At 37.3% G+C, this 26,963-nt stretch carries 25 protein-coding genes and 4 tRNA genes; 7 read left to right on the top strand and 22 right to left on the bottom strand.

Annotation, left to right across the window (positions count from 1 at the left end; genetic code table 11):
* Positions 1 to 17 precede the first annotated feature (17 nt).
* From BGO84_RS11625 to BGO84_RS11615, 3 genes are read right to left on the bottom strand one after another with little or no spacing between them, the layout of a single operon-like run.
* Positions 18 to 983 (bottom strand): alpha/beta hydrolase, encoded by a 966-nt coding sequence (locus BGO84_RS11625; RefSeq protein WP_291029367.1) that lies wholly within the window; start codon positions 981 to 983, stop codon positions 18 to 20.
* Between the two features lie 11 nt (positions 984 to 994).
* On the bottom strand, positions 995 to 2,002 hold the full coding sequence (gene holA / locus BGO84_RS11620; protein ID WP_135103746.1) for a DNA polymerase III subunit delta: 1,008 nt from the start codon (positions 2,000 to 2,002) through the stop codon (positions 995 to 997).
* The gene (locus BGO84_RS11615) at positions 1,996 to 2,775 is read right to left on the bottom strand and encodes an AMP nucleosidase (RefSeq protein WP_135103745.1); all 780 of its coding nucleotides are present in this window, start codon (positions 2,773 to 2,775) and stop codon (positions 1,996 to 1,998) included. Before BGO84_RS11615 ends, holA begins: the two co-directional genes overlap by 7 nt.
* A 78-nt stretch (positions 2,776 to 2,853) precedes the next feature.
* Between BGO84_RS11615 and BGO84_RS11610 the strand changes: the two genes are divergently transcribed.
* Positions 2,854 to 3,303: a type I restriction enzyme HsdR N-terminal domain-containing protein gene (locus BGO84_RS11610; protein ID WP_291029365.1), complete on the top strand. Its 450-nt coding sequence runs from the start codon at positions 2,854 to 2,856 to the stop codon at positions 3,301 to 3,303.
* 190 nt (positions 3,304 to 3,493) lie between these two features.
* The gene (locus BGO84_RS11605; protein WP_291029363.1) at positions 3,494 to 5,866 is read left to right on the top strand and encodes a DUF5686 family protein; all 2,373 of its coding nucleotides are present in this window, start codon (positions 3,494 to 3,496) and stop codon (positions 5,864 to 5,866) included.
* Between the two features lie 61 nt (positions 5,867 to 5,927).
* On the opposite strand, the gene BGO84_RS11600 is transcribed toward BGO84_RS11605, so the two are convergent.
* Both BGO84_RS11600 and BGO84_RS11595 read right to left on the bottom strand, forming a co-directional pair.
* Positions 5,928 to 6,001, bottom strand: a tRNA-Asn gene (locus tag BGO84_RS11600).
* Between the two features lie 32 nt (positions 6,002 to 6,033).
* Positions 6,034 to 6,107: transfer RNA gene (locus BGO84_RS11595), tRNA-Asn, on the bottom strand.
* A gap of 83 nt (positions 6,108 to 6,190) precedes the next feature.
* On the opposite strand from BGO84_RS11595, the gene BGO84_RS11590 reads away from it, so the two are divergent.
* The gene (locus BGO84_RS11590; protein WP_291029361.1) at positions 6,191 to 7,177 is read left to right on the top strand and encodes an adenosine kinase; all 987 of its coding nucleotides are present in this window, start codon (positions 6,191 to 6,193) and stop codon (positions 7,175 to 7,177) included.
* A gap of 69 nt (positions 7,178 to 7,246) precedes the next feature.
* Here the strand turns inward: BGO84_RS11590 and BGO84_RS11585 are convergent, their stop codons facing one another.
* Together BGO84_RS11585 and BGO84_RS11580 are read right to left on the bottom strand one after the other, a co-directional pair.
* Entirely contained in the window at positions 7,247 to 8,356 is a 1,110-nt protein-coding gene (locus BGO84_RS11585) for a TlpA disulfide reductase family protein (protein ID WP_291029359.1), read from the bottom strand.
* 97 nt (positions 8,357 to 8,453) lie between these two features.
* On the bottom strand, positions 8,454 to 9,539 hold the full coding sequence (locus BGO84_RS11580; RefSeq protein WP_135103740.1) for a TlpA disulfide reductase family protein: 1,086 nt from the start codon (positions 9,537 to 9,539) through the stop codon (positions 8,454 to 8,456).
* Positions 9,540 to 9,887: 348 nt separating this feature from the next.
* Between BGO84_RS11580 and BGO84_RS11575 the strand changes: the two genes are divergently transcribed.
* The 3 genes from BGO84_RS11575 to groL all read left to right on the top strand — a co-directional run bounded on the left by BGO84_RS11575 (position 9,888) and on the right by groL (position 12,994).
* Positions 9,888 to 10,901, top strand: a complete 1,014-nt coding sequence (locus BGO84_RS11575; protein ID WP_291029357.1) for a L,D-transpeptidase — start codon at positions 9,888 to 9,890, stop codon at positions 10,899 to 10,901.
* 163 nt (positions 10,902 to 11,064) lie between these two features.
* Positions 11,065 to 11,334 carry a co-chaperone GroES gene (locus tag BGO84_RS11570; RefSeq protein WP_006842334.1) on the top strand — a complete coding sequence of 90 codons (270 nt, stop codon included), beginning with the start codon at positions 11,065 to 11,067 and terminating at the stop codon, positions 11,332 to 11,334.
* A gap of 28 nt (positions 11,335 to 11,362) precedes the next feature.
* The gene (gene groL / locus BGO84_RS11565; protein ID WP_135103738.1) at positions 11,363 to 12,994 is read left to right on the top strand and encodes a chaperonin GroEL; all 1,632 of its coding nucleotides are present in this window, start codon (positions 11,363 to 11,365) and stop codon (positions 12,992 to 12,994) included.
* 105 nt (positions 12,995 to 13,099) lie between these two features.
* Here the strand turns inward: groL and BGO84_RS11560 are convergent, their stop codons facing one another.
* From BGO84_RS11560 to BGO84_RS11505, 12 genes are all read right to left on the bottom strand, one after another.
* Complete coding sequence (locus BGO84_RS11560; protein ID WP_291029355.1) at positions 13,100 to 13,621, bottom strand: lipocalin family protein; 522 nt, start codon at positions 13,619 to 13,621, stop codon at positions 13,100 to 13,102.
* A gap of 66 nt (positions 13,622 to 13,687) precedes the next feature.
* A complete protein-coding gene (locus tag BGO84_RS11555) occupies positions 13,688 to 13,981 on the bottom strand; it encodes a hypothetical protein (protein ID WP_291029353.1) in 294 nt (97 codons plus the stop codon).
* Between the two features lie 347 nt (positions 13,982 to 14,328).
* A complete protein-coding gene (locus tag BGO84_RS11550) occupies positions 14,329 to 15,411 on the bottom strand; it encodes a hypothetical protein (protein ID WP_291029351.1) in 1,083 nt (360 codons plus the stop codon).
* A 505-nt stretch (positions 15,412 to 15,916) separates the two neighbouring features.
* Positions 15,917 to 16,000: transfer RNA gene (locus BGO84_RS11545), tRNA-Leu, on the bottom strand.
* 8 nt (positions 16,001 to 16,008) lie between these two features.
* Positions 16,009 to 16,081 (bottom strand) — tRNA-Gly (locus BGO84_RS11540).
* Between the two features lie 105 nt (positions 16,082 to 16,186).
* Complete coding sequence (locus BGO84_RS11535) at positions 16,187 to 16,672, bottom strand: hypothetical protein (protein WP_135103735.1); 486 nt, start codon at positions 16,670 to 16,672, stop codon at positions 16,187 to 16,189.
* Between the two features lie 31 nt (positions 16,673 to 16,703).
* Complete coding sequence (gene queG, locus BGO84_RS11530; protein ID WP_291029349.1) at positions 16,704 to 17,639, bottom strand: tRNA epoxyqueuosine(34) reductase QueG; 936 nt, start codon at positions 17,637 to 17,639, stop codon at positions 16,704 to 16,706.
* A 1-nt stretch (position 17,640) separates the two neighbouring features.
* Positions 17,641 to 18,231, bottom strand: coding sequence for a hypothetical protein (locus BGO84_RS11525; RefSeq protein WP_291029348.1), 591 nt, complete (start codon positions 18,229 to 18,231; stop codon positions 17,641 to 17,643).
* 191 nt (positions 18,232 to 18,422) lie between these two features.
* On the bottom strand, positions 18,423 to 19,328 hold the full coding sequence (locus tag BGO84_RS11520) for a glycosyltransferase (RefSeq protein ID WP_135103732.1): 906 nt from the start codon (positions 19,326 to 19,328) through the stop codon (positions 18,423 to 18,425).
* 1 nt (position 19,329) lies between these two features.
* Entirely contained in the window at positions 19,330 to 21,855 is a 2,526-nt protein-coding gene (locus tag BGO84_RS11515; RefSeq protein ID WP_291029346.1) for a YfhO family protein, read from the bottom strand.
* Position 21,856: 1 nt separating this feature from the next.
* On the bottom strand, positions 21,857 to 22,780 hold the full coding sequence (locus BGO84_RS11510; RefSeq protein ID WP_291029344.1) for a class I SAM-dependent methyltransferase: 924 nt from the start codon (positions 22,778 to 22,780) through the stop codon (positions 21,857 to 21,859).
* A gap of 5 nt (positions 22,781 to 22,785) precedes the next feature.
* Positions 22,786 to 23,472, bottom strand: coding sequence for an HAD family phosphatase (locus BGO84_RS11505; RefSeq protein WP_291029342.1), 687 nt, complete (start codon positions 23,470 to 23,472; stop codon positions 22,786 to 22,788).
* A gap of 147 nt (positions 23,473 to 23,619) precedes the next feature.
* Between BGO84_RS11505 and BGO84_RS11500 the strand changes: the two genes are divergently transcribed.
* On the top strand, positions 23,620 to 24,222 hold the full coding sequence (locus BGO84_RS11500; RefSeq protein WP_291029340.1) for a nitroreductase family protein: 603 nt from the start codon (positions 23,620 to 23,622) through the stop codon (positions 24,220 to 24,222).
* Positions 24,223 to 24,307: 85 nt separating this feature from the next.
* Here the strand turns inward: BGO84_RS11500 and BGO84_RS11495 are convergent, their stop codons facing one another.
* The 3 genes from BGO84_RS11495 to BGO84_RS11485 all read right to left on the bottom strand — a co-directional run bounded on the left by BGO84_RS11495 (position 24,308) and on the right by BGO84_RS11485 (position 26,951).
* Positions 24,308 to 25,690, bottom strand: coding sequence for a tyrosine phenol-lyase (locus tag BGO84_RS11495; RefSeq protein ID WP_291029338.1), 1,383 nt, complete (start codon positions 25,688 to 25,690; stop codon positions 24,308 to 24,310).
* 159 nt (positions 25,691 to 25,849) lie between these two features.
* The gene (locus tag BGO84_RS11490) at positions 25,850 to 26,461 is read right to left on the bottom strand and encodes a hypothetical protein (RefSeq protein WP_291029336.1); all 612 of its coding nucleotides are present in this window, start codon (positions 26,459 to 26,461) and stop codon (positions 25,850 to 25,852) included.
* The gene (locus tag BGO84_RS11485) at positions 26,448 to 26,951 is read right to left on the bottom strand and encodes an RNA polymerase sigma factor (protein WP_291029334.1); all 504 of its coding nucleotides are present in this window, start codon (positions 26,949 to 26,951) and stop codon (positions 26,448 to 26,450) included. The genes BGO84_RS11490 and BGO84_RS11485 overlap by 14 nt, the downstream gene beginning before the upstream one ends.
* Positions 26,952 to 26,963: the final 12 nt, after the last annotated feature.

Genomic DNA, 26,963 nt, shown 5'->3' with positions numbered 1-26,963 from the left:
AGATAACGATAAAAAAGCTACCCTCCAAAGTTTGCTTTTATATAATCCATTAAGTCGAAATCTTTTTTCAGTTCGGGTTTGCCGATTTCCATCTCACCTGTATTTATTATTAGGTTGCCTTTACCTATAATCAACTTATCAATAAATGAGCAGATCTCATTTATATTTTCTTTCATCGGTCGTTCGGCAATTTCATGTGCAGCATTTTCTATTTTGTAGAAATAATATGGGGTATTTAATTCTTGAAGCTGTTTTGCAATATGTTTCGATCCATACAGCCCAACCTGAAGCATTTCAGTCTTATCAAATGGAACATTCCTGTCAGCATCTCCGTGAAACATCTGTATAGGCGAGGGTGCTGTTTGCCATTTCAAATCTCCACTTGTACTAAAGATAGCTCCGGCAAAAGCAATTGTCCCTGCATAATTAAACCCTTGAGGGAGTCTCTCTGCAAGCTTACTGTTATTACATATTGCATATTCTCCGTGCAGAACGGCAACAGCTCCGGCACTCGAACCATTTGTAATAATCTCATCTTTTTGGATATTCCAATCCTCAGCATGATTATAAACAAAGGTTGTTGCATCAAAAAGATCCTCCACAGCCATCGTTATGCTATTGGTCAATAGTGCTGCAAAACGCATCGGATCTATCTGCGAGCCATCACCTATATTTTTCATTCCGAGCCGATAATCTATAGATACAACCTGATATCCTCTTTCTACCAGCTTGCGAAAATAATCCACATACTGTTCTCCATCACGTTCACCGGCTGCAAAACCACCTCCAAACATAAAAACAATACAAGGCGTAACCTTTACAGTTACTACTTCATCATCTTTAAGATAGTATCTATCCAGCTTCAATGAGCTACCATCTTTTACAGAATACACGTACGTCTGCTTGTCAATATATCCATCAGCAAACAATGAAATAGAGACAAATAGCGAAACAAGCAATGATGTTATTATTCTCTTTCCCATAATGTACAAATTCAGTGAGTTATTTTATATAGTAATTCTTTCAGTAATTCCCCGTCAGGTGCAGAGTTGTTATCAACGCCTTTTGATTTGGCATCGTATATACGTAAGAGACCAATAATTTCCATGCACTTAAACGCATTATAATTCTTCAAGGCAATAACGTAGTCTTTAGCCTGATAGGGATTTCTAAGTCCAAGTTCGGTTGCAAGCCCTTGCTCTGTTTTATTTTTTGCCCAATAACAAATCATCAGGTTGCTAAAAAAGTTAAAGAGTACCGACATGGTCATAATCATCGGATTGTTCTTCGGATTCTTTTCGAAATAGTCGGCAATCTGATTTACCTTGAATATATTTTTATTTATAATCGCATTTAGCAATTCAAAATTATTGAAATCTTTACTGATGCCTATATTTTCTTCGATAAGGTCTGCTGTAATACGCATCTGCCCGGGCGGTATAGCTATTAACAGTTTTGCGATCTCATTTGTCAGCTTACTCAGATCATTCCCCAGATAGTCAGACAACATCTGTGCAGATTTCTGATCGATGCTCAAACCTTTTGATAATATATAGGAAGTAATAAATGCCGGAATCTTATACTCCGGTATTTTTTTCGACTCAAAAATGGCTCCATTTTTGTCGATCTCGGCATATAGCTTTTTGCGTTTATCTAGAGAACCCCCTTTATAATTGAGAACAAGTATAGTAGATTTTAGCGGGTTCTTTACATATACTTCCAACTCCTCTATCTTGCTTAGATTTTGAGCTTCTTTGATTACAATGAGTTGATGATCTGACATCATCGGATAACTGCGAGCCATCGTTATTACAGCTGTAACATTCGTTTCCATCCCATACAGTATACTCTGATTGAAATCGCGTTCCTCTTCAGGCAAAACGGTTTCGGTCAGCATGTTTGTAAGCTCATCTATATAGTAAGGCTCATCACCCATAAAAAGATATACGGGTCTGTATTTTCGTGCTTTAATCTCTGTAACTATCTGTTCAAATGTTACCATGTTTCGAAGCGTAGGTGTTTTACTGTTTCTCCGTTATTAATTAAAGTCATTAGCGATTCGATACCCACTATGACATGCTCTTCTACAAAATTCTTTGTGACAACGTTATCACTTTTCTCCGTTTTTACACCATCAGAAATCATTGGCTGATCCGACACTAAGAGTAATGCCCCTGTGGGTATCTGATTTGCAAAGCCGCAAGTAAACAGTGTTGCAGTTTCCATATCTACAGCCATTGTTCGTATCTGAAGAAGATATTCCTTAAACTTGTCATCATGTTCCCAGACACGCCGGTTTGTGGTGTATACCGTTCCTGTCCAATAATCCTTATTATGGTTACGTATCGTAGAAGATACCGATCTCAAAAGACTGAAAGCAGGTAAAGACGGCACTTCGGGTGGAAGATAATCATTCGATGTTCCTTCTCCTCTGATAGCCGCTATCGGTAATATATAATCCCCTAAATTATTATGCTTTTTCAGCCCTCCACACTTTCCAAGAAAAAGTACAGCTTCGGGCTCTACTGCACTCAACAGATCCATTATAGTAGCAGCATTGGCGCTACCCATTCCAAAATTTATAATTGTAATTCCTTCTGCCGAGGCATTTGGCATATTGCCATCCAATCCTAAAATAGGGACATTAAAGTGATGAGCAAAAACTTCTACGTATTTGGCAAAGTTGGTTAATAATATATATTTTGTAAATTGCTCGAGTGGTCTTTTCGTATAGCGTGGCAGCCAATTTGCGACAATTTCTTGTTTTGTTTTCATATAAATTCTACTTTTGTTCGTCTAATAAACAAGCACTATCCCTTATTATTTGATATGCGGATTTAACAAAGGTAGCAAATGTTAGAGTTAAATTTACCGTCCTTCGATATAAATGTAAAAAAGATAGGTGGAAAACTCTCTATCTTAGACCCTTTACGGCGTAAGTTTGTAGCATTGACACCCGAAGAGTGGGTCAGGCAACACTTTGTGAACTTTTTGTTAAGAGAAAAAGGCTATCCCGCAGCCTTAATTGCAAACGAAATTCAGATAGATCTTAACAAGCTGAAAAAACGCTGCGATTCGGTAGTGTATAATCGTGATTTATCACCCCTGATGATTATAGAATATAAGGCACCGGATGTAGATATCACACAACAAGTCTTTGATCAGATTGTAAGGTATAACATTGTATTGAAAGTTAAATATCTGATCGTGTCCAATGGTCTGAATCATTATTGCTGCATAATGAACTATGATAAGCAGTCATTCAATTACCTATCGGATATCCCTAACTACACTGATTTATAATAAACACCAAACTACATCTTAAAGCAATACTACTAGTTTTAAAGCAAGTCGTATTCATCTCTTATTGTCACAAAAATGTGATAAAATGTTATAATTTCTCTTGTTGAATAAGATTGACAATAAGCAAAGTTCTTTGATTCTACAATAATATTAATTTTGAAGGGTGATAGTTTATTATGGAAATCAAAGGATGAAGCTTACCCTTGCTTTAGTTGTTTTTGTGTTATTTTTATACCCATGTGAGGTTTTTTCCCAATACCTTAAAGGTTTTGTCAAAAATTCCTCAGGAGTCGCTGTCCCATATACTTCTATCTATGTAGAAGATGAAAAAAAGGGGTTGGTGACCAACAATGAGGGATTATTCCAGATCAATCTTCCACCGGGAAACTACACTTTTGTTTATAAACAAATAGGATATAAAACGCAGAAACAGTCTATTTCTTTTCAAAAGGATAAAGCGTGTGAAGTAGAGATTACACTCATACCATATCCATTCTATGAATATCAAAATACCGATAGGAAAATAGAACTGACAGGAAACGATATACTAAACAAAGTAACAAGAAAAGCGGCATCTTGCACATCGTACGATGCTGATGCCTACATCAAAGGTAACTTAACATTAACCAGAATAACAGAGCTCACAAATACAGTCGTAAAGAAAATAGAGAATGTAAATGTCTCCGATCTCGAGAATAAGATCATACATCAGGAAATCAATTGTGCAGTAAAATATACAGCACCCGATAACTACAAAATTCAAGTAAACGGATACACCGGAAATATCGCTGATGCAATGAATACAAGAGGAGCTATAGGGCTTCTAAGTGAATCTTTATTCTCCGATTGGTTCAATGGCAGTATTTCTCCTTTAGGGAGGAGAGTATCGTCTTATTATAAATTCAAATATAAAGGCTATTACTTGGAAGATGGCAAAGTCATCAACAAGATAGAGGTTGTTCCACGATATGATGATTACAAATTACTGAACGGCGACTTGTACATTACAGATGACGGAAATATAACCTGTGCTAAGTTGTATAGAAAATTCCAAGGTCTGGAAACTGTTAATCAAATCACATATCAGACAATTGATGGGCACCCTAACCTTCCGATCACATATCAAACTGATATAAGCATCAATATATTAGGGAATAAGGGAAACGTTACATATCTGACATCTCTAAAATATAAGAAGATAGATAATGGCGGAGAAGCAATAGGTGTTATAAGCAGAGGAGATGAACGACCAAAAATCAATGACAAAATAACATTTAACAAAGATGCTTATACTCAAGATTCCACATTTTGGGACAGTATAAGAATGTTTCCTGTAAATACAGAACGATTGGAAATTCTCGATCACTTTAGGTTAAAAGAAAGAATAGCGTCTAAGCCTTGGTATGGAAAAGCGTTGCTGGGAGATTATTTTTTAGGAAATGACTCTAGCAAGTGGTCGTTGAGATATGGTGGTGTGAAAATGATATTCAGAGATTATAACTATGTGGATGGTTTCTGGCTCGGAAATCGCTTTTATCTAAAATCACAAATAGACAAAGATCAACAGCTCGAAATCAGCCCTTACATATACTATACGACAGCAAGACACCGGCTTATAGGGGGAAGCGACTTTACGTATAATTACTTGCCCGAAAGAGCAGGAAAGCTAAAGTTCTCCATCGGCTCCCATACTGCCGATTTCAATAGCTTAAGCATAACGCGATATAATAACTATTTCAGCTCTTTGTTTCTGGGTAAAAACTACAATTCTTTCTATCAAAAAGATTATGTCTCAGTGAACAATGACATAGATCTCACAAAAAAACTAAAGCTAACAGTCGGGCTTGGAGTTGAAAGACGGGCAGGATTAAATAACAATACAGATTTTACGATTATAGAAAGAGACAATATCACACCGAATATAAACCCTGATAAGCGTTTCGACAGAACATATTATTCTGTGGGACTCTCTTATGTTCCGTTTGCAAACTATACAATCCAGAATAATGAATCGCCCCTTGTTTTTCATCTTCAGTATGAAGAAGGCTTCTCTTCTTGGCAAACGAACAATTCACAATATCGAAAAATAAAAGGCGGAGCTGTGCAAAATATCCGATTGAATTATTTCGACAAACTAGACTATAAGTTTGAAGCAGGAGCTTTTGTCGGTCCTAGAAAAAACTTGCACTTTGCCGATTACCAGTTTTATGGTGCGCCCGACCTTGTTTTCAACCTGGGCTCGTTGTTCGACTCATTTCTTTTGCTCGATAATTATGAATTGCAGGCAAACCATTACTGGGTTACGCTTTCATTCAATTATGCCAGTCAATATTTTTTACTCAAACGCCTCTCGTTTCTACAAGGGAAACCATTTTTTGAAGGACTACACTTTAAGACATTGTATACTCCCGACATAAAGTTTTATTCAGAGATCGGGTATTCAATAAATATTACAAGACTGTTTGGGATGGGCGTATTTTCTTCTTTCAACAACTTCGATTACAAAACAGCAGGAGTCAGATTCTCTTTAAATCTTCAGTCTCTTCTGCTATTGAAAGATTAATGATTTTGAGGTATCTATATAAAAAAAACAAAAGAGTTACATTTTCATGTAACTCTTTTTGCTCTTCCTCTTGGACTTGAACCAAGGACCCTCTGATTAACAGTCAGATGCTCTAACCGACTGAGCTAAGGAAGAATGTACTTTTGGAAGAAATCTTGTTTATTTTGCTCTTCCTCTTGGACTTGAACCAAGGACCCTCTGATTAACAGTCAGATGCTCTAACCGACTGAGCTAAGGAAGAGTGTTTGTTTCTCTCAAAAGTGACGCAAAAATAGACCTTATTTCTGAATTATGCAATATCTTTGCAAAAAAAAACGAAGAAGAATGGCAAAAGTATTAGGAATGGGCAATGCCTTAGTGGATGTTTTGGCAATTATAGAAGACGATAAGATGTTAGAACTGCTTGAACTACCGAAAGGTAGCATGCAGCTTATAGATGACAAGAAGTTTGAAATATTATCGGGTGAAATAAATAAATTAAAAAAGAATATTATATCAGGCGGTTCGGCATCGAATACAATCGTAGGATTATCCCGTCTGGGAATCGAAACCGGCTTTCTGGGAAAAGTAGGAAAAGACTTTTATGGAAACTTCTTTAAAGAAGACTTAAATAAATACAAGATCAAATCTCACCTGGCCGAGGTTGATGAACCTTCGGGTGTTGCATCTACGTTCATTTCTAAGGACGGAGAGCGTACTTTTGGTACATACCTAGGAGCTGCAGCCCTATTGGATGCGGAAGAGCTTAAAATAGCCAATTTTGAAGGTTACAAGTATTTCTACATTGAGGGATATCTGGTACAAAGCCATGCACTGATCCGTAGAGCAATCGAATTAGCCAGAGAAGCAGGAGCAAAAGTTGTACTCGACCTTGCCAGTTATAATGTAGTGGAAGTGAACCGTAAATTTCTTCTAGACATTATCCCTACGTACACAGACATCGTCTTTGCGAACGAAGAGGAAGCAAAAGCCCTATTGAATGTAGAAGCCGAAGAAGCAGTCTCTTTATTAGCTAAACAAACAGATATAGCTATCGTGAAAGTTGGAGACAAAGGATCGTGGATACAACAAGGAGACGAAAAGATATTTGTTCCCGCATACAAAGTAAACTGTGTAGATACAACGGGAGCAGGAGACCTATATGCAGCCGGATTTATATATGGACTGATACAAAACTATTCACTTTTTATCAGTGGACAAATAGGAACTCTACTAGCCGCATACGTAATTCAAAAGATAGGGGCTAAAGTGGGCGACAACGAGTGGAATAATATAGATGACGAGATAGAAAAAATAAAGACAGTATTATAAGATACTATTGAGTAACAAAAAAAGCCTGTTTATACAAACAGGCTTTTTTATTTATGATCGGCTCTTTTATTATTTCAAGAGTTCTTCTATCTTTTTAGTTGCTTCTTCAGCATTCAGACCTCTGGCTAATATCTTACCATCTTTGTCTAACAACATCAAGTGAGGAATAGAAGACACACCATAAATTGCAGCACCTTCACTATCCCAGAATTTAAGATCTGAAATTTGAGGCCATGTAATATTCAGGTCCTTGATTCCTTTCACCCAGTCTTCATTTGTTTTATCTAAAGAAATACCTACGATCTCAACCCCTTTGGCACCGTATTGCTTATAAAGTTCTACAAGTTTTGGCATTTCGGCACGACATGGAGGACACCATGAAGCCCAGAAATCGACCAAGACATATTTTCCTTTACCTGCAAAATCTGCTAATGCTATATCTTTTCCTTCCGGAGTTTTACCTTTTATATCGGTAAATGTTTTCCCTACAGACGTTGCATCAAGAGCTTTAGCTACTTTCTCTACCTTTTGTATTCTGGCTATAGACTTATATTCAGGTTTAATAGACGGAATAAGCTCATTAAGCTGTTCGGCAGAGAAGCGATAAAAGTTGCGAGATAAGAAATAAACTCCAAGTTGGTTTTGTATATTTTCCTTTACAAAGTCGAAAGTCTCTTTTGTCCAAACATTATATTTGTCTTCATACTGTTTTTCAAGTTCAGCTTTATTGGCTGTATTCGTTGAATCATCCCTCAACTTGGAAGAGATAGACATCATTTCATTTTCTATAGCCTGGCTCTTTGTATTAAACGCTTGGCAAGCATTATTCAAAGGAGTACCTTTTACTGTAGAAATGCTATCCAGAGAAACTTCTATCTGTCCGGGTTCCACTATCACCAAAACAGGTCTGTTCATATTGTCAGGTGCATCATCCAATGAGATGAAATGTATTTTTGCACCGTCTTTGGCTAGTCCTTTGAAAACAAATTCTCCGTCAACAACATCTACTGTGTCAACAGCCACAAGGTCTTTCCAATTCTCATCTAAAGTCTTTAGATATACTTGTTGTCCGTCATACGTACCATTCGGTAATTTACCTTTAATGGTAAAAGCATCTTTCTCTACACAAGATGTAGCAAGTATCGCAATTGCTGCAAGAAACAAAATTATTTTCTTCATTCTAAATCAAAATAGTGGTTAATAAATAGTATATCTTAATTTTTTAAGAGTTACGTTTAAAACAAAGACAAAACTCTTATTGTTTATGACTTAAAGATTATTTTAGGATTTCAGCTATTTTATCTTCCAATTCTTTACCCCTTAAATCGGTGGCTATAACAACGCCATTTTGATCTATAAGTAATGTATGCGGGATGCTTTGCACTCCGTATAATTGCGATGCCATTGTTGTTGCATCTGCCAATTGCACCCAGGTCATTTTATAGTTTTGGACAGCTGCAGTCCATTTGTTTTTATCATCATCAACTGATATACCAACTATTTCAAGACCTTTAGATTTGTATGCATTATAAGTTTTTATAAGATTTGGTATTTCCTGAATACATGGCTGACACCATGAAGCCCAGAAATCGATCAAGACTAATTTATTTTTGCCTACATAGTCAGACAAGGATACCATCTGTCCACTTTGATCTATCAATTGAGCATCACTGTATGGATTACCTACTTCAGGTTTCACTCTGTCCAATTCTTTTACCAAAGCCTTGATCTCATCTCTGTTTCGGAATGTACTGTCGCTGGCTGCTATCAATTCTTTTAGCTGATCTTTACTAAATGATTTTGCTGATGAATAGAATAAAAACTCACCGGCTTTATTCGAAATATTTGCCTTAGCAAAATTGAAAGTCGACATCTGCAATTGTTTTTGCAAAGTATCTACTTCGGCTCTTATTGCAGGGTTGTTCGCATCCTGAGGCGTAATTTTAGATATCTTATCGGTAAGAGTGTTCATTACCTTGTGTATATTATTAAACTCGTCATTCTTGGGTGTTCCTCCAAGAGTTACGTTTGTTTTATCAAATGTAATTTTGATATTACCCGGTTCTAATATCAGTGTTCCTATCGGTGTATCATTATCTGCATTCTCAAGTTTGCCTACAGATACAAATCCCATCATAGGCTCATCAGCTGTTCCTTTAAAACTGAATTTTCCATCAGATATCGTTGCGGAGTCGATTACTGTTGCCTTCTGAGAGTTGATACTATCTATTTTTTGTAAATATGCAACTTTGGTGTCGAATGAATTATCCGAAAACTTTCCTTCTATGGAATAAGAATTACCCTGACAAGAAACGAATAAGATTGCAAGGGTTGATAAAAAGAGAAATATGATTTTTTTCATTAATAAGAGGTATTAAGTAAATATCAAGCAAAGATAAGTAAATAGTTCATAATCTTGCTTATTTAACACTTAATACTTAAAAGCGAAATATGTGATACTGCAACTTTTAGCTTTCTTTTATTTTGTATTTTGACCGATTAAAATTATCTCATAAAGAGATGGTTCGATATAAAAACAGTGACACTCTAAATTCAGCAAATAAGTGTTACCTTTGTTACTTTTTGTTTTACGTGTAGATATAAACATCGAACAATCAGGCATTTTTATTGTTTGTATCATATGTGACAAAAATGAAATGTCGGTATTTAAATTATATCATATAAACTTCAAGAAACATTTTACGTTTTGATGAAAGCGACAACAATTTCTTTATTTTTCGTTTGTTTATTTTTATTGAATTCTTGTTCCGAAAAAACCGGACAAGACTCATTTCTCAGCCAATTACGTCAGGATTCTCTCTTGATGAAGAATGCTCAAAAAATGCAGAGGATAAAAGCCAAAGATATTATCATAGAGAAGGATTTTCTTTACGACCAATACACTCTGCAAGACACATACCCATATCGTGACACGACACGGCAATTCCAGTGGGAGAAGATCAAACAAGGCTTGGCTATTCTAGAAAATTTCCAACAAGAATTCTTTGCTTGGGGAATTTTACAGAATTATCGGAATAACAATGGAGAAGCACCTCTAGTAAAGAAATATAAAAGGAATGAATACAAACGCATTGCCGACACATTAGGGGTAGAACGATTTCAAGGGATTCCTCTCTTTCTTCCTACGGATACTGTTACAGGAGAACGTTATGGCAGAGATGGTGCCTTGGTAAAACTATTCAAAGACAATGTCGGGAGTTTTAGAAAAATAACTACAACGGACTCCAAAGAGTTATGGCTTGTTCCTCAGAAATATGTAAAACCAATTCATGATACCGTACAATTTAAACATGCAATATTTGTTGATCGCAACAATGAGAATATTGTCACTCTCGAGAAAGTAGATAAAAAATGGATTGTAAGAAGTATGAATCCCGCCACAACAGGTTTGCATAAACCGCCATATCAGCAAGAAACCCCACTGGGGCTATTTGTTCTTCAGGAGAAGAAAGTAAAGATGTTTTTCCTTGTCGATGGCACAACGGAAACAGGAGGCTTTGCTCCTTATGCCAATCGCTTTACAAACGGAGGATATATACACGGTATTCCAGTGAATGCACCAAGTACCACATTCATTGAATACAGCCCTTCGCTAGGTACTATCCCCCGCTCACACATGTGTGTACGCAATGCGACATCGCATGCAAAATTTGTATATGACTGGGCGCCGACAGAAGAAACCATCATCTTTGTTATAGAATAATTTCTATTTTAATAAAACACTCTAGCGAAAATGACTACTTGTCAGTTTGTCATTTCTATGATTCTGCTGTTTTGACAGAAATATATTTTGGCACGCATTTCGCTAATATCTAAACAGAATACATAAAATAAATTAATATATAACTATTAAAAATTTAAGAATCATGAGTATTAAACCATTAGCAGACAGAGTGCTTGTTAAGCCGGCTGCAGCCGAAGAAAAAAGCGTGGGAGGTATCATTATTCCGGATACAGCTAAAGAAAAACCTCTAAAAGGTGAAGTTATTGCAGTAGGCAACGGAACAAAAGACGAAGATATGATAGTAAAACCAAAAGATCAGGTTCTTTATGGCAAATACGCCGGAACGGAAGTAGAACTTGACGGTGAAGTTTTCCTTATTATGCGTCAATCTGATATTCTTGCAATTATTTAATACTAACAGTTTTAATTAACATAACATTATGGCTAAAGAGATTAAGTTTAACATAGATGCTCGCGACGAGCTAAAAAAAGGTGTTGATGCATTAGCTAATGCAGTAAAAGTAACCCTTGGACCAAAAGGTCGCAACGTAATCATCGAAAAGAAATTTGGTGCACCTCACATCACAAAAGACGGTGTAACAGTAGCAAAAGAAATAGAACTGGAAGAAGCATTCCAGAATATGGGAGCTCAACTTGTAAAAGAAGTAGCTTCTAAAACAAACGACGATGCGGGTGATGGTACTACTACTGCCACAGTATTGGCACAGTCTATCGTTAGCGTTGGTCTTAAGAACGTTACAGCTGGAGCAAATCCAATGGATTTGAAACGTGGTATCGATAAAGCTGTAGCAAAAGTAGTAGAAAACATCAAGTCTCAGGCTGTAGCTGTAGGTGATGACCTACAGAAGATAGAGCACGTAGCTAAGATATCTGCAAACGGCGACGAAACGATAGGTAAGCTGATCGCTGAAGCTATGGGCAAAGTAAAGAAAGAAGGAGTTATCACTGTTGAAGAAGCAAAAGGTACAGAAACTTATGTGGATGTAGTAGAAGGTATGCAGTTTGACAGAGGTTATATCTCTCCATACTTTGTAACAGATACAGAGAAAATGGAAGCTGATCTTGAAAATCCATATATCTTGATTCACGACAAGAAGATTTCAGTATTGAAAGACATTCTTCCTATTCTTGAATCTGCTCTTAAGTCAGGTCGCTCATTGCTAATCATTGCAGAAGATATCGACTCTGAAGCATTGACTACACTCGTAGTTAACCGTCTTCGCGCAGGCTTGAAGATTGCTGCGGTTAAAGCTCCCGGATTTGGTGATCGTCGTAAAGAAATGCTTGAAGACATCGCTATCCTTACAGGTGGTATCGTAATCTCAGAAGAGAGAGGCATCAAACTTGAGGCTGCTACTATAGACATGCTTGGTACCGCTGACAAGGTAACTATCAATAAAGATAATACTACTATAGTAAACGGTGCAGGTGAGAAAGATGCTATTGCTGCTCGTGTATCTCAAATCAGAGCACAAATGGAAAAAACAACATCAGACTACGATAAAGAAAAACTACAGGAGCGTCTTGCTAAATTGGCAGGTGGTGTAGCTGTTCTTTATGTAGGAGCTCCGTCAGAGGTAGAAATGAAAGAAAAGAAAGACCGTGTTGACGATGCTCTTTCTGCAACTCGTGCAGCTATCGAAGAAGGTACAGTTCCCGGAGGTGGTGTAGCTTACATTCGTGCTATTAGCACCCTAGAAGACCTAAAAGGTGAAAACGAAGACGAAACTACCGGTATCGAAATAGTTAAGCGTGCTATCGAAGAACCTCTTCGTCAGATTGTAGCTAATAGCGGCAAAGAAGGTGCTGTTGTAGTACAGAAAGTACGTGAAGGAAAAGCTGATTTCGGTTACAACGCTCGTGCAGATGTTTACGAGAATCTGAATGCAGCCGGAGTTATCGACCCAGCTAAGGTGGTTCGTGTAGCTCTTGAAAACGCAGCTTCTATTGCAGGTATGTTCTTAACTACAGAGTGCATCATCGCTGACAAGAAAGAAGAAAACCCTGCTCCAATGCCTCCAATGGGTGGCGGAATGGGCGGAATGATGTAATCATTCATTCGATTGCCTCAACTGACAAAGGTTGACAGGACTTATATAAAAAAGAACCGATGGATCAAGATCCATCGGTTCTTTTTTATATACTGTTTCCTATGCTCAATCGTGATTTACCCAAACCAACTTATCAATATCAAGGTCTAGCTTTTTAGCCAAATCAAGGTAATTATCTTTGATATCATCGGGGATAGTTTTAGTTCGTGAAAGAATCCACATATATTTTTTGTTTTTACCCACAACAAGCGCATATTTATAATCCCTATCTAAAGCGATTATATTATACGAAGCATAAAAGGGTCTGAAGAAAGAAACCTTAAGCCTGCCTTCATCTTTGGGACCGATGAATTTAGCTATTCCTTTTGCCGATTTCCAAGTATCCTTGATGTAATCATGCCCTTGATTTAGCACCCCGACTGTTTGGTTTTCATTCAAGGTGTATTCAGCTGTGGTGTTATCTAAGTTTCGTTCAAACCGAAAATCGAACCGAGCTATCTCGTACCACCGTCCCATATACTTTTCAACTTCAAAATTTTTAACTGCTGTTGCATTTTTAGGAATACCAGTACACGATGCAAATAAACTAATCATAATGATTGCAATAAACGGAAATTTGAGATTCATAATTCATACTTATAACCTATCTATAAAAACAACAGATATACAATAATTGTTTTTGAAAGAGAAATGTTAATCAAGCATTTTTATCCACGCAACGACTTCGCTATCTCTCCCTCCGCAAGCATAACGAAAAACAGCTATCATAGTTTCATCTGCAGCTATGCCATAGCACTTCTCACTGTTCGGTATTTCAACCTGTGCCCCAAGATATTTCTTATTGTCGTCTAGAATCTTACCTGTTTCTCCGTTTGGCAATCGACTTTCAAGATTAATATAATCTCCATTTAGCTCATTTAAAGAATCTATTATTTCAAGCTCAGATATACCAAGCGTTTTTAGTCTTGAAATTATTTTCTTGTGCATAAGATATATTTCCATTAATTATTGAACTGTAGTAAGATATCCTGAATTTCGAAATATTTACCATATAAAAACAACGCATATATAATATCAGTTATTGAGAGATCAGTGTTGTGCAAAGCCATAAAACATTGATAAACAAAAAAAACTACACTCCTAGTCTATACTCAGGGGGGGAATTAAACCCGCAAAATCGTTATGGGCACAAGATTCAAATCTTATATTTCTCATACGATTATCAACAGATTACATTTTCCGTGAGTATTCTGCGAATGAACGCCTTTTGCCCTATAAGTCTACAAAATTAAGACTGAATCATCGGTATGGAAAAAATCTATTTTATTTATTTATTATAATTCGTCCAGCTCTCCTAATATTTTCTTTAATCCTTCATCAGCATCATTAGGTATTCCATTTTTCATATAATCTTTTGAAACTGTATATTTTTCAGTTATTAATCCGCCGATAATTCTTATATATGCAATGCTATCTATCTTAAATTCTTTGAATCCTGTTAAAAGAGGATCTTCTTTTTCTTCGCCATACTGTATTATGTATACACCTGTAAGCCAATCTGCATAAATCTGGTTATTTTCTGTCGCATCTGTAAAGAGCTCCATCAAAGGTACATTCGACTTCGAAACCTCAAAAAAACTTGTTCCTGTGTTTAGACCAATTTCGGTAAGGTAAACTTTATCGTTATTAACTACCCATTTACAACAAGGAGCTCCTGTTTTCTCAAAGTTTTCCCAATTATAGAGCCACTGAGTATGGTCATTTTTAAATAAACCAAGAATAGGACTATACCCTTGTTTACTAACAAAACGTCCGTTAACTCCATTGTAAAATATTTGATCCTCACTCGATAACCTAAAATAATATGATATATAATTTTGATTTAGAATAAGCATACTGTATTTACGCATTAACTCATGATTTGCAGTGTCCTTTTCCGATATATTCTGTATTTTTTTATAGTCTTTTTCTGTTATAATTTGATTTTCAACAACCACACCATTCCTTATGTAGAAAAAGTATGAATCCGAACCTTTTTCCATAGAGCAAGAAAGAACACCTGTAAACCAGTCAGCCCATATCCCTCCATCTTTAATTATTGTATCAGATTTCGATTTAATATCATATCTTGAAGGATTTACGATTTCATTGCGTACCTTGATTTCATGCAAAATGAATTTATTATTTTCTATTTCCCATGTAGCTACATGACCTCTATAATTAGCTGTACTCCATATTTGAAAAGGATATTTCAAATCATTCTGTTGAAAATAGGTCTGTAAAGGAGAGGGGTGTCCCCAGCCTGTGGACAATATAAGTTTTCTTTCTTTATAAAGTAAATAATCTGGCATTTGTTCTGTAGCAAAAATCATTTGGGAACAAATAAGAAATAAAGTGATAAAAATTACTTTTTTCATATTATAGTGTTTTTTATAGTAGAATCGAATTATTCGTATTATCTTAATGATACAAAGATAAAAATACTTCTTACTCAGAATTAACTTGTGGACTTAATTGTTAAATCTTTTTTGTAAATATATTATGTGCAGATAATAACGAATAAAAGATGTTTAGAATGTAGTGAAAATGGAAAGTTTATTTATTGTATTAAATTATGGTATACTTTTATCTTCCAATATCCGCTTTGAGCTGAACCGTTACGAATAATAACATCTTTTTAGTCAGTTTCTGCAAATGATACATAACCCCATGAGCCGTTAAATCAAATGCACCCGCTAATTCGTTACAGGCATTTTAGGGTTATTGAGTATTTACGCCAAAATCCTATCACGCATAATTTGTGATGTGCCTTATATAATAACTAAAAAAAACGATAAAATGCACCGCTTAAAAACGGTTTAAATGGATAACATAAAACGCTTGAAAATCTACTGATAATCAAGCGTTTAAAAACACAATTTGTACTCGGAGCGGGACTTGAACCCGCACAACCGTAATGGTCACAAGATTTTAAGTCTTGCGTGTCTACCATTCCACCATCCGAGCAGCCTATGAGCGAAAGACGGGATTCGAACCCGCGACCCCGACCTTGGCAAGGTCGTGCTCTACCAACTGAGCTACTTTCGCAATTACTGCTATATCCAAGGCTATAATTCCAACATTTTGGAAGCCTTTTCGGTTTAGCGAGTGCAAATGTAAAAAATGTTTTCCTTTCTACAAAGTTTATCAGGATTAATTTCTACGTGTAATTTGAAAAATTCCATCTCCTGTATTAGAAAATCGAGCATAGTAAGTCTGAAGATTATCTTTTGCAGGTCCCGACTTTACATTTCCTACACCATTAAATATCTCAAAGACACTACCGCAATGAGAGCACTTTACAGTCCCATCACTCTGTGGCACAACTTTTATCGGTCGTTGTTTTTCGTAAGGGCAACAAAGATCGTATGCATACAATTGATAGACACTGCTAGTTATAGGTACAGCACTACAAACAATAAGCAGCCCTGAGTATCCAATCATATCCGTTGCCAGCCTTGGCTGAGTAAATGTCACAATATTCCCGGGTGTTCGCAGATTCTTGTCCGGAGATTTTATTAAGTTGACTTCAAATCTTACGGGTTCAATAGGAATAGTATTCAAACTTTCATCACTTCCGCAAGAGAAAGTTACAAACACCAACACAACTATCAAAACTATATATTTTATCTTTTTCATCTTCTTATAAAACGTTATCAACGACTTAATATTATTTTAAATTCTGCCTCAATGCTTCCAGATTTCTTTTCAACCCTGTAAATTTAGCACGCTTCACGGCCGAACCTTTAAATATCTTCTGGTAGTCTTCAACCGACAGATTATCAAGACGGTCAAAAGACAAGTCTAAAAAAGACTGAGAGGGGTTGAATTCTGCCGTCCGATGCGGTCGTGAATATCTGTTCCAAGGACAAACCTGCTGGCAAATATCACAACCATAAAAACGATTATTCATCTTCGGAATCACATGCTCATCAATCTCGCCACGATTTTCGATCGTCTGATACGAAATACACTTACTCGCATTCACCACTCCAGGCTTTACGATAGCCGATGTAGGGCATGCATCGAGGCAGCGAGTACAGTTACCACACGATAAATTCAATGGAGTGTCGTATGTCAGCTCAAGATTGATGATCAATTCGCCCAGAAAGAAATAAGAACCCTTCTTCGGGATGATCAGCAATGAATTTTTTCCAATAAATCCCAATCCGGCCTTAGCTGCCCAATAACGCTCTAAGATTGGCGCTGTATCAACAAAAGCCCGTCCTTCGGTCGTTGGCTCTAAGCTCTTAATGTAATCCAGCAGCATTTGCAACTTATTCTTCACTACATCGTGATAGTCTTTGCCATAGGCGTAATAAGCAAATTGAGGGTTTTCTTGCGGTTGCTTTGCTTCAGGGTAATAATTCAAGGCGACGCTGATTACCGAACGGGAACCTTCAACCAATAAAGTAGGGTTGCATCGTTTCTCTGTATTCCTAGCCATATAATCCATATCTGCATGATATGAATGATTAATCCAGTCTTTAAAATGCTGTTGCTCCTCTACCTCTATCGGCTCAGCCTTACAAATCCCGCAAGCATCAAAACCCAGACTATATGCATAATCTTTTATTTTCCGGGAGATATCTTCGTTTGCCAACATTTTACTTTTGGTATCTATCTACTCGCTTTAGTCCAAGATATTCATCCACAGTAGGGTCAACGTAGATTTCCTCTTTTGTATTCTTATTTCTGAACACAACAAAGTCATGATCTTTAAACCATCCGTTCTGCGCATTCTTGTACATGTTGTTCCCAAAGAGGTACAGCTTGCCTTTCTTCGGCTTAGCCTCCCACTCCTTATCCATTCCAAACCTCTTTATCAGATAAGTACCTACAGCAGATGTAAAGGCAGCATAGCCGATATAATTAGCCTCTGTGGTAACAAAAAGCTTCTGCGGATCACTCTCCTGAGCATCAGAAGAAAAGTCCAATACTTTTGTAGTTATCTCCTGAGATAAGTCGATAATCTGCCCAATGCTTATAGTAGCATCCAATGCCTCATCGTTGGGTAGACTCTGATTGATGAATGTTGCCAAATCACCTTCTTTTATATCATAAGACTTACGGCTTCCGCCATCTTCATATTTTACAGCCATGCGATAGATGTTTCCTCTAAACAAAAAGAGTAATACGACAACAACCACAATAGCGGCAACAACTTTCAATAAATTACTATTAGTCTTCTTTTTCATATTTTAATCACCAAAAAGTGACAACGTCACATAAAACAAAAAACCTACAGGACAATACATTACAAGCAAAAGGTGACAAAAGTGACACTATCCAGAGCACTTTTATTTGTTACCTTTTTTGCCATGCATCATCCTCTTTAATAGATAAAAGTACAATTATTTTATTATATATGAGGTCTATACAGAAAAATCTACTTCCCCAGCAGCCCTTTACTTACATACCATCTGAATTGTATGAGCTTCCAGCCCTTGTCGGGAGAGAGCCTCAACATATAAGTAAAAAACAAGACAATAGAACCCGCCCATTTTTTACATTCAGCAAAGATTCTGTTTTGATAGGCATTCGGAGATATCGATTTAGTACGAATACGTTCGCTTTTTCCGATAGAATAAGTTAGTTCCCTGAAGTGAGATTCTGTAAGTTTCTTTTCGGGTATATAATGATGAATACCCATTTGTGGGAGGTAATAAAATTTTTCACCACCTCTTGTCAGTCTGTCATAAAGGTCTTTCTCTTCAGCACCGATCAGTCCTGTTCCCTTGCGACCCAATTCTACATTAAACAGCCCATATTTATCAAATACCTCTTTTCTGAATGCCGAATTTCCACCTCCGGGATATTTACCGTTACTGAAAGGTTTTATCTTATCTCCTTCGTACAGGGCTCCACCAATAAGCTGCTCGGTATAATGAGACAACCATTTCGGTTTCTCCACCTCATACACAGGCACAATAGGCCCGCCACATGCCGATACGGTGGGGTGAGATTCAAAGAATGATTTTATAGACGAAAGATACGACTCGAATGCAGTAGCATCATCATCTACAAAAACAAGGATATCTCCCCTACTCTCCTGCACACCTCTGTTGCGTGCATACGAAAGTCCCTGTTGCGTTTCAAGAAAATATCGGAAATTAACTCCAGGATAATCATATCGAAACTGCTTACAAATACTTTCTGTAGAATCTGTACTGTTGTTATTCACCATAACTATTTCATAGTCGTGATATGGAATATTCTGCTGCGAAATACTTTTCAACGCATTGTACAGATATTTCTCCCTATTGTATGTACAGAAAATAACAGATAGCTTCATTTTATTTTTCCTTTCTCTTCAAAACAAAAGGTCTTATAATTATGCCGATCAACAACAAAACAAGTACTGCCGAAGAGGCTGTTGCCACATGGCGGCTGTTATAATATCCTTGAGGCTCAAACTTGAAAACAATTTCATGCTCTCCTGCCGGAACACGCATTGCCCGCAATGTCCAATCGGCACGGAAGTGAGACACTTCCTTTCCATCAACATAAGCCTGCCAACCATTCGAGAAATAAATCTCGGAAAGTACGGCTAGTTGCTCTGAGACAGCTTTGGTTTTGTAAGTCAACGCATCCGGCTTATATGATACCAATTCTATTGTAGCTGTAGAGTCGGGGGTAATTTTTAATCCCGACAATTCGCTTTCGAAACGCTTATCTACAACGGCTGTTGTGTGCGGATCTAAAGTATTGATTGCAGCTATTTCTTCGTCAGCATTATTTACCAACTTGTATTCATTTACAAACCAAGCGTTGCCCATTGCATTCGGATTTACCAATGGTGGTTGCTCAGGATGATATATTACGTATTTTGCATTCAACATATTCAGTGCTTTCGTTTTATTAAACGATGCCATGATTGTATCTATATTTTGTGAACTGAATGTACCGATGATCTGATTAACTTCACCATCCAGACGATTATCGATCAATTCCTGATAACGTTTCAGTTTGGCTGCATGATAACCTCCAATAGATTTATGATAATAAGAAGTCGTTGTTTCGGCAAACGGATTATTCAGATTCAAAACCCTGTAGGAAGGATGTTGATCTTTCAAGATAGCCTGATCGGCTACCGACGGAGAAAACGTTTCTGTTTTGTAAGTACTTTTAGCCACAAAGTTATTCTCATTCAAATAGCGTTTATCAATTCCCCACAAATCGATCAAGACTAAAACGGCAAGTCCCAACGAACCGTATATTGTCATTTTCTTTGTATCAACCTTCGTCCGAAGAGAAAAATACAAAATTGCTCCGCCCAATAAAACAAACACCAAAGAGCGTAAAGCATCGGACGACATCAGGTCTTGACGATCGGTCAGCAATGCATTATAATACCATTCAGGAACCTGTGCTTTCCATTGTGCATCTGCACCCGAAGTGAAATTGAAGAATGCTCCCGGCGCTATCCAAAGGATAAGACAAAGACCACCAACTACGCCTAACGATATATAAAGTGCTTTTTTTAGTTTCTTTTTATCTATTTCTCCCGAGAAGAATTCTTTTATTCCCCACACGGCAACCATAACAATAGTGAGTGCAGGCACTACCAAAGCTGTAGATACTGCCCTGAATTTACTATAGAGCGGGAAGTGATAGAAAAACCAGTCGTTGAACCATTCCAGATTTTTACCCCAAGCCAGCAATATGAAAAAGATAGTAGCCACGAGCAAACCCCATTTTACATTGCTTCTTATAATGATCATACCCAACAGGAACAAGAAACAAACGATTGCTCCCAGATATACAGTCCCCTGAGTAAAAGGCTGGTCGCCCCAATACTGAGGAATGCGTGACACCTGATTGGCAAATTCGGCAGGAATTTCTCCCGATTGCACCTTCTGTGTCAATACTTTTATACTCTGAGCATCTTTATCATAAGGTTTCGATTCTCCACCGTACAGATTAGGAACAAGGAATGTGAATGTTTCGGCTTTACCATAACTCCACCCAAAAGCATAATCTTTGTCAAGTCCTGTCGATTGCTTTTCCGACTCGGACTTCGGCGAAGTAAGTTCAGACTTTCCACGAGTACTTTCTCGTGCCATTTCCATATTGCCGTATATATTCCCCATATTAGCCAACACAGCCAAAGCCACAGCGATAATCATGGCACCACAGGACATAAGGAATGACTTATAATTCTTTTTTGAGAGCACCTCAACTGCATATGTAATGAAGAGTATAACACTGAGTAAACCGGTATAATAAGTTACCTGCAAGTGATTACTTTTTATTTGTAGAGCCAACCCCAAACCGACCAACACACTACCAAGCAAGATCTTATTCTTGAACAACGACATAAAGCCTGCCACTATCAGCGGCATATATGCCAGCGCCCATGCTTTAGTCACGTGCCCGGCGTTGAGTATAACAATATTATAAGATGACAGCGAATAAGCAACAGCCCCCAATATAGCGACTGCCGGACTGAACCCCATCAAGCAAAATAAGATATAAGCCATGAGCATACCTGCAAAAACAGGTCCTGCCGTGGTGTTACCCAATGCTTTTACAGGAGCCTCGAGATAGTCAAGAAAATTTGGACTGCCTCCATGCACACCTATCTGATACGCAGGCATACCGGAGAACATCGAGCCTGTCCAGGCCGAAGTCTTACCCTCATTATAGTAATAGTCGCTAATTTCCTTTGCTGAACCCTGATATTGTGTTACATCGTGCTGCGACAACACTTTACCTTGCAACATAGGGCTAAAATATGCCATTGTTATAAATAAAAATGCAACCACTGCAATAATATGTGGCAACAACATCTTCACCAAAGACTGCTCTTTTTTTATCATCTTATTTTGTGTTTGTTATTTTCTTCTTTAATATATAAATCAACGAACTACTGCCATTTTTATTCCTCAAGGTACGTAGGAAATAAATTCCGCCTCGAATCAACCCTCGCAAACTGGCAAACGAATGTCCCATATTTTTCTCACTCAGCATAGATATATAGAAAGCATCGAAATACATCGGCTTGATTTCTAGAATTTCGAACTGATGCCTGTTTGCAATGCGCTGAAAATCGGAAGAAGAGAAATGCCATAGGTGGCGGGGCACATCATAGGCTGCCCAATATTCTTTATAGTATCTTGCATCAAACGATTCTTTATTGGGCAAGGCTATAACGAGAGTACCGTCATCTTTCAATATTTTTTGGAGATAGTCCAGTACACTATTCAGATGTTCGAGATGCTCCAGCACATGCCACATCGTGATCACATCTTTTGTCTGGCAGGGGATCTCGTAAAGATATTCGGAATCCTGACAATCTATACCAAATTTTTGCTTTGCATACTTTCTGGCTGATGCCGATTTCTCGATACCTGTTACAATCCATTTCAGTTCTTTCATCCGATTTAGAAAGTAACCGGTTCCTGAACCTATATCAAGCAACATCCCTTTTTTACTGCCCGCATACTTGGTAACCAGCTTCGACTTCGACTTCAATGCTATCTTGCGAGCCAGATGGTACAGACTGTTTATTATCCCCCGGTTTGTATCCGAGTGTGAAATATATTCAGGTGCTTCGTAATATTTTCCGATTTCATTTTCGACAGGAAAATCCTGAGTAAAAGCAAAACCACATCCATTACATTTATTGATTTCAAAGACTTCCTGAGTTGTAAGATAATCTTTACAGGATAGAAAAGGGTCAATTCCACGACTTCCGCAGACAGGACAAATTACAGTATGAACTTTCTTTATAGAGCTCTCCATTTTCTTTATAATACAAATTGCGTTCTATCTACTTCGTCAAAATTTTTAATTATCTGGCAATCCGACCAGTCTGTATAATCGTCATCATTTGAGTTTACGACAATTATTTTTCCGGCTTTTGCATTTCGTGCAGATTGCAATCCGGCTACAGCATCTTCGAATATAATGACATCTTCAGGTTGTTTGCCGATAATAGCCAAAGCATTCTGATATATCTGAGGATCGGGTTTTCCTTTTATCTTTCCGTTGTTATAAACAACCTTATCGTATTCGAACCATCGTGTAAGAGGAAGATGCTCGAAATAAAAATCGAGATTCTCTTTCCCTGAGGCAGTGGCAATGGTAAATGGTATTTTTTTATCTTTCAGGAAGTCCAGGAAATCAGAAGCTCCGGGAGCTAATTGCATATCGGTTTGCAAACATAAATCCTGATACAATCCTTCTTTTTCAAGCACATATTTTTGAATTTCAACGTCAGACAAGGGCTTATTAAATAATTCAATAAACAAATCCTTATTGTTTTTACCATGCATCTTCTTAAACTTGTCCTCATCGGATAAAAACAAACCATGTTTAGTCAGAAATATATCCCATGCTTTATTATGCAGCTTAGTATCCCAAAATAATGTTCCGTTAAAATCAAATATTACTCCCGAAAAATGCATTATACCATTTGTTAAGAATTCAGCCACAAATGTACGAAATACTTAGATATATAGATATTTGAAGAGATAACTATTATTATTTTTATACAATTCATCAAAACATTTACTTTAACTTTGACGTTAGAGTAACAAAGCTAACTATAGTATTTAGACACTAATTAAATAAAGTAAACAATGAAAAAGAATCTTAAAGAAGCAATAAAAGGTCGTAGAACATATTACGCTATCAATGACAAGAGCCCTATTTCAGATGATCAGATAAAAGAAATTATAGACTTCGCTGTTTTGCATGTTCCATCATCATTCAACTCGCAATCAACAAGAGTAGTTCTCCTGTTGAATGACAATCACAAAAAACTGTGGGATATCGTAAAATCAGTATTGAAGAAACTTGTTTCACCTGAAGCTTTTCCGGCTACAGAAGCGAAGATAGACGGTGCGTTTGCTGCAGGTCATGGAACAATTCTTTTCTATGAAGATACAGACGTTGTAAAAGGTTTGCAAGATGCATTCCCGGCATACAGCGAAAACTTCCCAGTGTGGTCTCAGCACACATCGGCAATGCACCAGTTTGCAATCTGGACAATGCTCGAAGAAGCGGGACTAGGTGCATCACTGCAACATTATAATCCGATAATTGATGAAGAAGTAGCAAAAGCATTCAACATCAGCCCTAAATGGAAACTGATAGCTCAAATGCCGTTTGGCACACCAACAAGCGAAGCAGGACCAAAAGAGTTCCAACCGCTAGAAAGCAGAGTAGTAGTATTTAAATAAAAGGATAAATTCATTCTTTATCAAACAAAAGGAGCAGTTTTTACTGCTCTTTTTGTTTATATAGCTTAAGATCAAAATCTGTTTATTATAATTCCTCAAATCGTCCTTGGAAGAAACGAAGGAATTTAGGCTCGTACACCATCTTCAAGCCACGGGCTTTATCCCGATCTTTAAACATCTCTATTATACTCCAAGCAGCTACATCGAAATGAGCCTGTGTATATACCCGACGAGGAACAGTCAATCTTACTAATTCCAGCTCAGGATAATAGTGATCACCTGTCTGTTTATTCCTTCCTGCCGATACAATTCCCCGCTCCATACCTCTCACTCCTGATTCTACATAAATATCCGCAGCGAGTTTCTGCGCAGGAAATTGATCTTGAGGTATATGTGAGTAAAATTTCTTCGCATCAATAAATACACCGTGTCCTCCGATAGGCAATACAACGGGGATACCTGCTTCATGCAACAGATTGCCGAAATATTCGACCTGACGAACACGTGAGGCTATCATATCATCCTGTACGGCTTCGATCAACCCCTGAGCCATCGCTTCCATATCCCTTCCGGCAAGACCTCCGTATGTTGGCATTCCTTCGTATACAACGATCAGGCTTCGTAAATCATCGTAAAGATCGGGATCGTTACACATAACCAATCCTCCAATATTTACATACAAATCTTTTTTGGCACTGACTGTCGCAGCATCGCTATAAGAGCAAAATTCACGATTTATATCCTCTACACTACGATTCTTGCAGCCCTCTTCGCGCTGTTGGATAAAATACGCATTCTCTATATTACGTGTAGCATCCAACACAACTTTGATGCCATGTTTGTGGGAGAGTTCCGATACGGCCTTCATGTTCGCCATACTCACAGGCTGCCCTCCCGCCATATTCACAGGGGCACCGACAGTAATATAAGCTATATTTTTTGCGCCTTTTTCGTTAATCAGCCTCTCATATTTTTCGAGATCTATGTTTCCCTTAAAAGGATGTGTGGACTGACTTTTGTGCGCCTCATCGATAATCACATCCACAAATGTTCCTCCCGCGATCTCTTGATGCTGACGTGTAGTCGTAAAATACATATTACCGGCTACATACTGTCCCGGAGTAATCATACATTTGCTTAATAAGTTTTCAGCTCCACGACCTTGATGAGTAGGCAGAATATATTTGTAACCGTAATATTTTTTACAAACTTCTTCCAAATAGTAGAAACTGCGGCTACCGGCGTAAGCCTCATCTCCAATCATCATTCTCGACCATTGCATATCACTCATCGCATTCGTTCCGCTATCCGTCAACAAATCGATATAGACATCATCGGCATGGAGTAAAAAAGTATTCCATCCGGCTTCTTTCATACATTTCAAACGATGCTCCCTTGTTGTGGTTTTCAGGGGTTCTACTACTTTGATGCGATAGGGCTCTGCCCATGGTTTCTTTGAGAATGCCATATTCGTAGATTTTTGGTTAAAAGATTATTTATTGAAAAGAAAATAAAGCAAGGTTAACTAACTATTTGACAAATCAAACAGCACTACACTACAAATATAAAATAAAAACATCAAAAAGAAAATAGAATCAACCCTTATTTACTTACAAAATAACAGACATCAATCTTGTTCGCAAAGTTGATCATACATTTTTTTAAGACTCTTCAATATTTTCTTTTTATATAGACTTATATTCCTCATAGCCAACAAAGAAGAGAAAGATCCGCTAATAAAAACAATAAGAAAAGCAGGAAAGAACGCTTGATTCGTAACAACATCTAGAAAAGACCTGTTTATTGAATATACGAAAAAAGAAAGATAGCATGGTAAAATCATCAAGATCGCAAAAAAGTAACGAACCGGATACATCTTTTGCGATTTGGATATCTCATTTATCCGATACCTCAACCAATCTCTGAGAGGAAGACTCATCGTATTATAATTTATCTTATAATGCGATCGGATGCCCGATACGACAAAGACAGCAACTACAAAGCATAGCACTATATTGTTTATTAGATAATAGGTATCATTCGCTCTTTTTATTCCGGCATATACCAGTAACACAAAAAGTGTAATTCCTACCGATATGGAAATATAATCGATAAAAGAATGTTTTCTCATCACTTTGACAACCTTCTTTTCTAGGAGCTTTTTGAGGTCTTCAGAAGACTGAGCCTCTATATTAGAGCTTCCTTTGTGCCATATATCTTGTAAATTATCCCTTTTCATAACCCATCTTAATTAAGTTGTCCTTCAAAACATTTTTTGCTCGGTTTATCCTAGTGCCGACATTGGATCTACTGATCCCTATGATTTCTGAGATTTCTTCATAGCTTTTCTCCTCCAAATAAAGTAGTATGATAGATTTGTCGATATCATTCAAATCATAAATAGCTGTCAACAGCATACTCATATCTTCATCTACAGCCCATTGCTTAGCCATATCAACATAAGCCTCATCGGGCAATTCTTCGCGGTACTGCATCCGGGAATCTTTTCTAATGCGTGATATAGAAGTATTGATAGATATTGAGTATATCCACGATACAACATTCTCTCTATTTCGTAAAGATGCGTATGCCTTCCACATCTGATAAACAATTTCCTGAAAATTATCTTTCCGTTCATCTTCATGCCTAAAGTAGATAAGACTCACCTTATGCAGAATGGATTGATATTTTTCAAGCATTTGTAGAAAGTTCTCTCTCAGATCATCCATATCATTATTGTC

Source organism: Dysgonomonas sp. 37-18 (genome assembly GCF_001899125.1).
Lineage (GTDB): Bacteria > Bacteroidota > Bacteroidia > Bacteroidales > Dysgonomonadaceae > Dysgonomonas.
This window is presented reverse-complemented; position numbering and strand designations above follow the sequence as displayed.

Bases quoted from the DNA above. Each gene is read 5' to 3' on its own strand.
- BGO84_RS11535 (WP_135103735.1), bottom strand. From the start codon at position 16,672: ATGAAAAAGATAAAATATATAGTTTTGATAGTTGTGTTGGTGTTTGTA.
- holA (WP_135103746.1), bottom strand. From the start codon at position 2,002: ATGGTAACATTTGAACAGATAGTTACAGAGATTAAAGCACGAAAATAC.
- BGO84_RS11590 (WP_291029361.1), top strand. From the start codon at position 6,191: ATGGCAAAAGTATTAGGAATGGGCAATGCCTTAGTGGATGTTTTGGCA.
- BGO84_RS11515 (WP_291029346.1), bottom strand. From the start codon at position 21,855: ATGATAAAAAAAGAGCAGTCTTTGGTGAAGATGTTGTTGCCACATATT.
- BGO84_RS11610 (WP_291029365.1), top strand. From the start codon at position 2,854: ATGTTAGAGTTAAATTTACCGTCCTTCGATATAAATGTAAAAAAGATA.
- BGO84_RS11625 (WP_291029367.1), bottom strand. From the start codon at position 983: ATGGGAAAGAGAATAATAACATCATTGCTTGTTTCGCTATTTGTCTCT.
- BGO84_RS11500 (WP_291029340.1), top strand. From the start codon at position 23,620: ATGAAAAAGAATCTTAAAGAAGCAATAAAAGGTCGTAGAACATATTAC.
- BGO84_RS11510 (WP_291029344.1), bottom strand. From the start codon at position 22,780: ATGGAGAGCTCTATAAAGAAAGTTCATACTGTAATTTGTCCTGTCTGC.
- BGO84_RS11585 (WP_291029359.1), bottom strand. From the start codon at position 8,356: ATGAAGAAAATAATTTTGTTTCTTGCAGCAATTGCGATACTTGCTACA.
- groL (WP_135103738.1), top strand. From the start codon at position 11,363: ATGGCTAAAGAGATTAAGTTTAACATAGATGCTCGCGACGAGCTAAAA.
- BGO84_RS11495 (WP_291029338.1), bottom strand. From the start codon at position 25,690: ATGGCATTCTCAAAGAAACCATGGGCAGAGCCCTATCGCATCAAAGTA.
- BGO84_RS11485 (WP_291029334.1), bottom strand. From the start codon at position 26,951: ATGGATGATCTGAGAGAGAACTTTCTACAAATGCTTGAAAAATATCAA.
- BGO84_RS11550 (WP_291029351.1), bottom strand. From the start codon at position 15,411: ATGAAAAAAGTAATTTTTATCACTTTATTTCTTATTTGTTCCCAAATG.
- BGO84_RS11570 (WP_006842334.1), top strand. From the start codon at position 11,065: ATGAGTATTAAACCATTAGCAGACAGAGTGCTTGTTAAGCCGGCTGCA.
- BGO84_RS11555 (WP_291029353.1), bottom strand. From the start codon at position 13,981: ATGCACAAGAAAATAATTTCAAGACTAAAAACGCTTGGTATATCTGAG.
- queG (WP_291029349.1), bottom strand. From the start codon at position 17,639: ATGTTGGCAAACGAAGATATCTCCCGGAAAATAAAAGATTATGCATAT.
- BGO84_RS11520 (WP_135103732.1), bottom strand. From the start codon at position 19,328: ATGAAGCTATCTGTTATTTTCTGTACATACAATAGGGAGAAATATCTG.
- BGO84_RS11580 (WP_135103740.1), bottom strand. From the start codon at position 9,539: ATGAAAAAAATCATATTTCTCTTTTTATCAACCCTTGCAATCTTATTC.
- BGO84_RS11560 (WP_291029355.1), bottom strand. From the start codon at position 13,621: ATGAATCTCAAATTTCCGTTTATTGCAATCATTATGATTAGTTTATTT.
- BGO84_RS11490 (WP_291029336.1), bottom strand. From the start codon at position 26,461: ATGAAAAGGGATAATTTACAAGATATATGGCACAAAGGAAGCTCTAAT.
- BGO84_RS11525 (WP_291029348.1), bottom strand. From the start codon at position 18,231: ATGAAAAAGAAGACTAATAGTAATTTATTGAAAGTTGTTGCCGCTATT.
- BGO84_RS11575 (WP_291029357.1), top strand. From the start codon at position 9,888: ATGAAAGCGACAACAATTTCTTTATTTTTCGTTTGTTTATTTTTATTG.
- BGO84_RS11615 (WP_135103745.1), bottom strand. From the start codon at position 2,775: ATGAAAACAAAACAAGAAATTGTCGCAAATTGGCTGCCACGCTATACG.
- BGO84_RS11605 (WP_291029363.1), top strand. From the start codon at position 3,494: ATGAAGCTTACCCTTGCTTTAGTTGTTTTTGTGTTATTTTTATACCCA.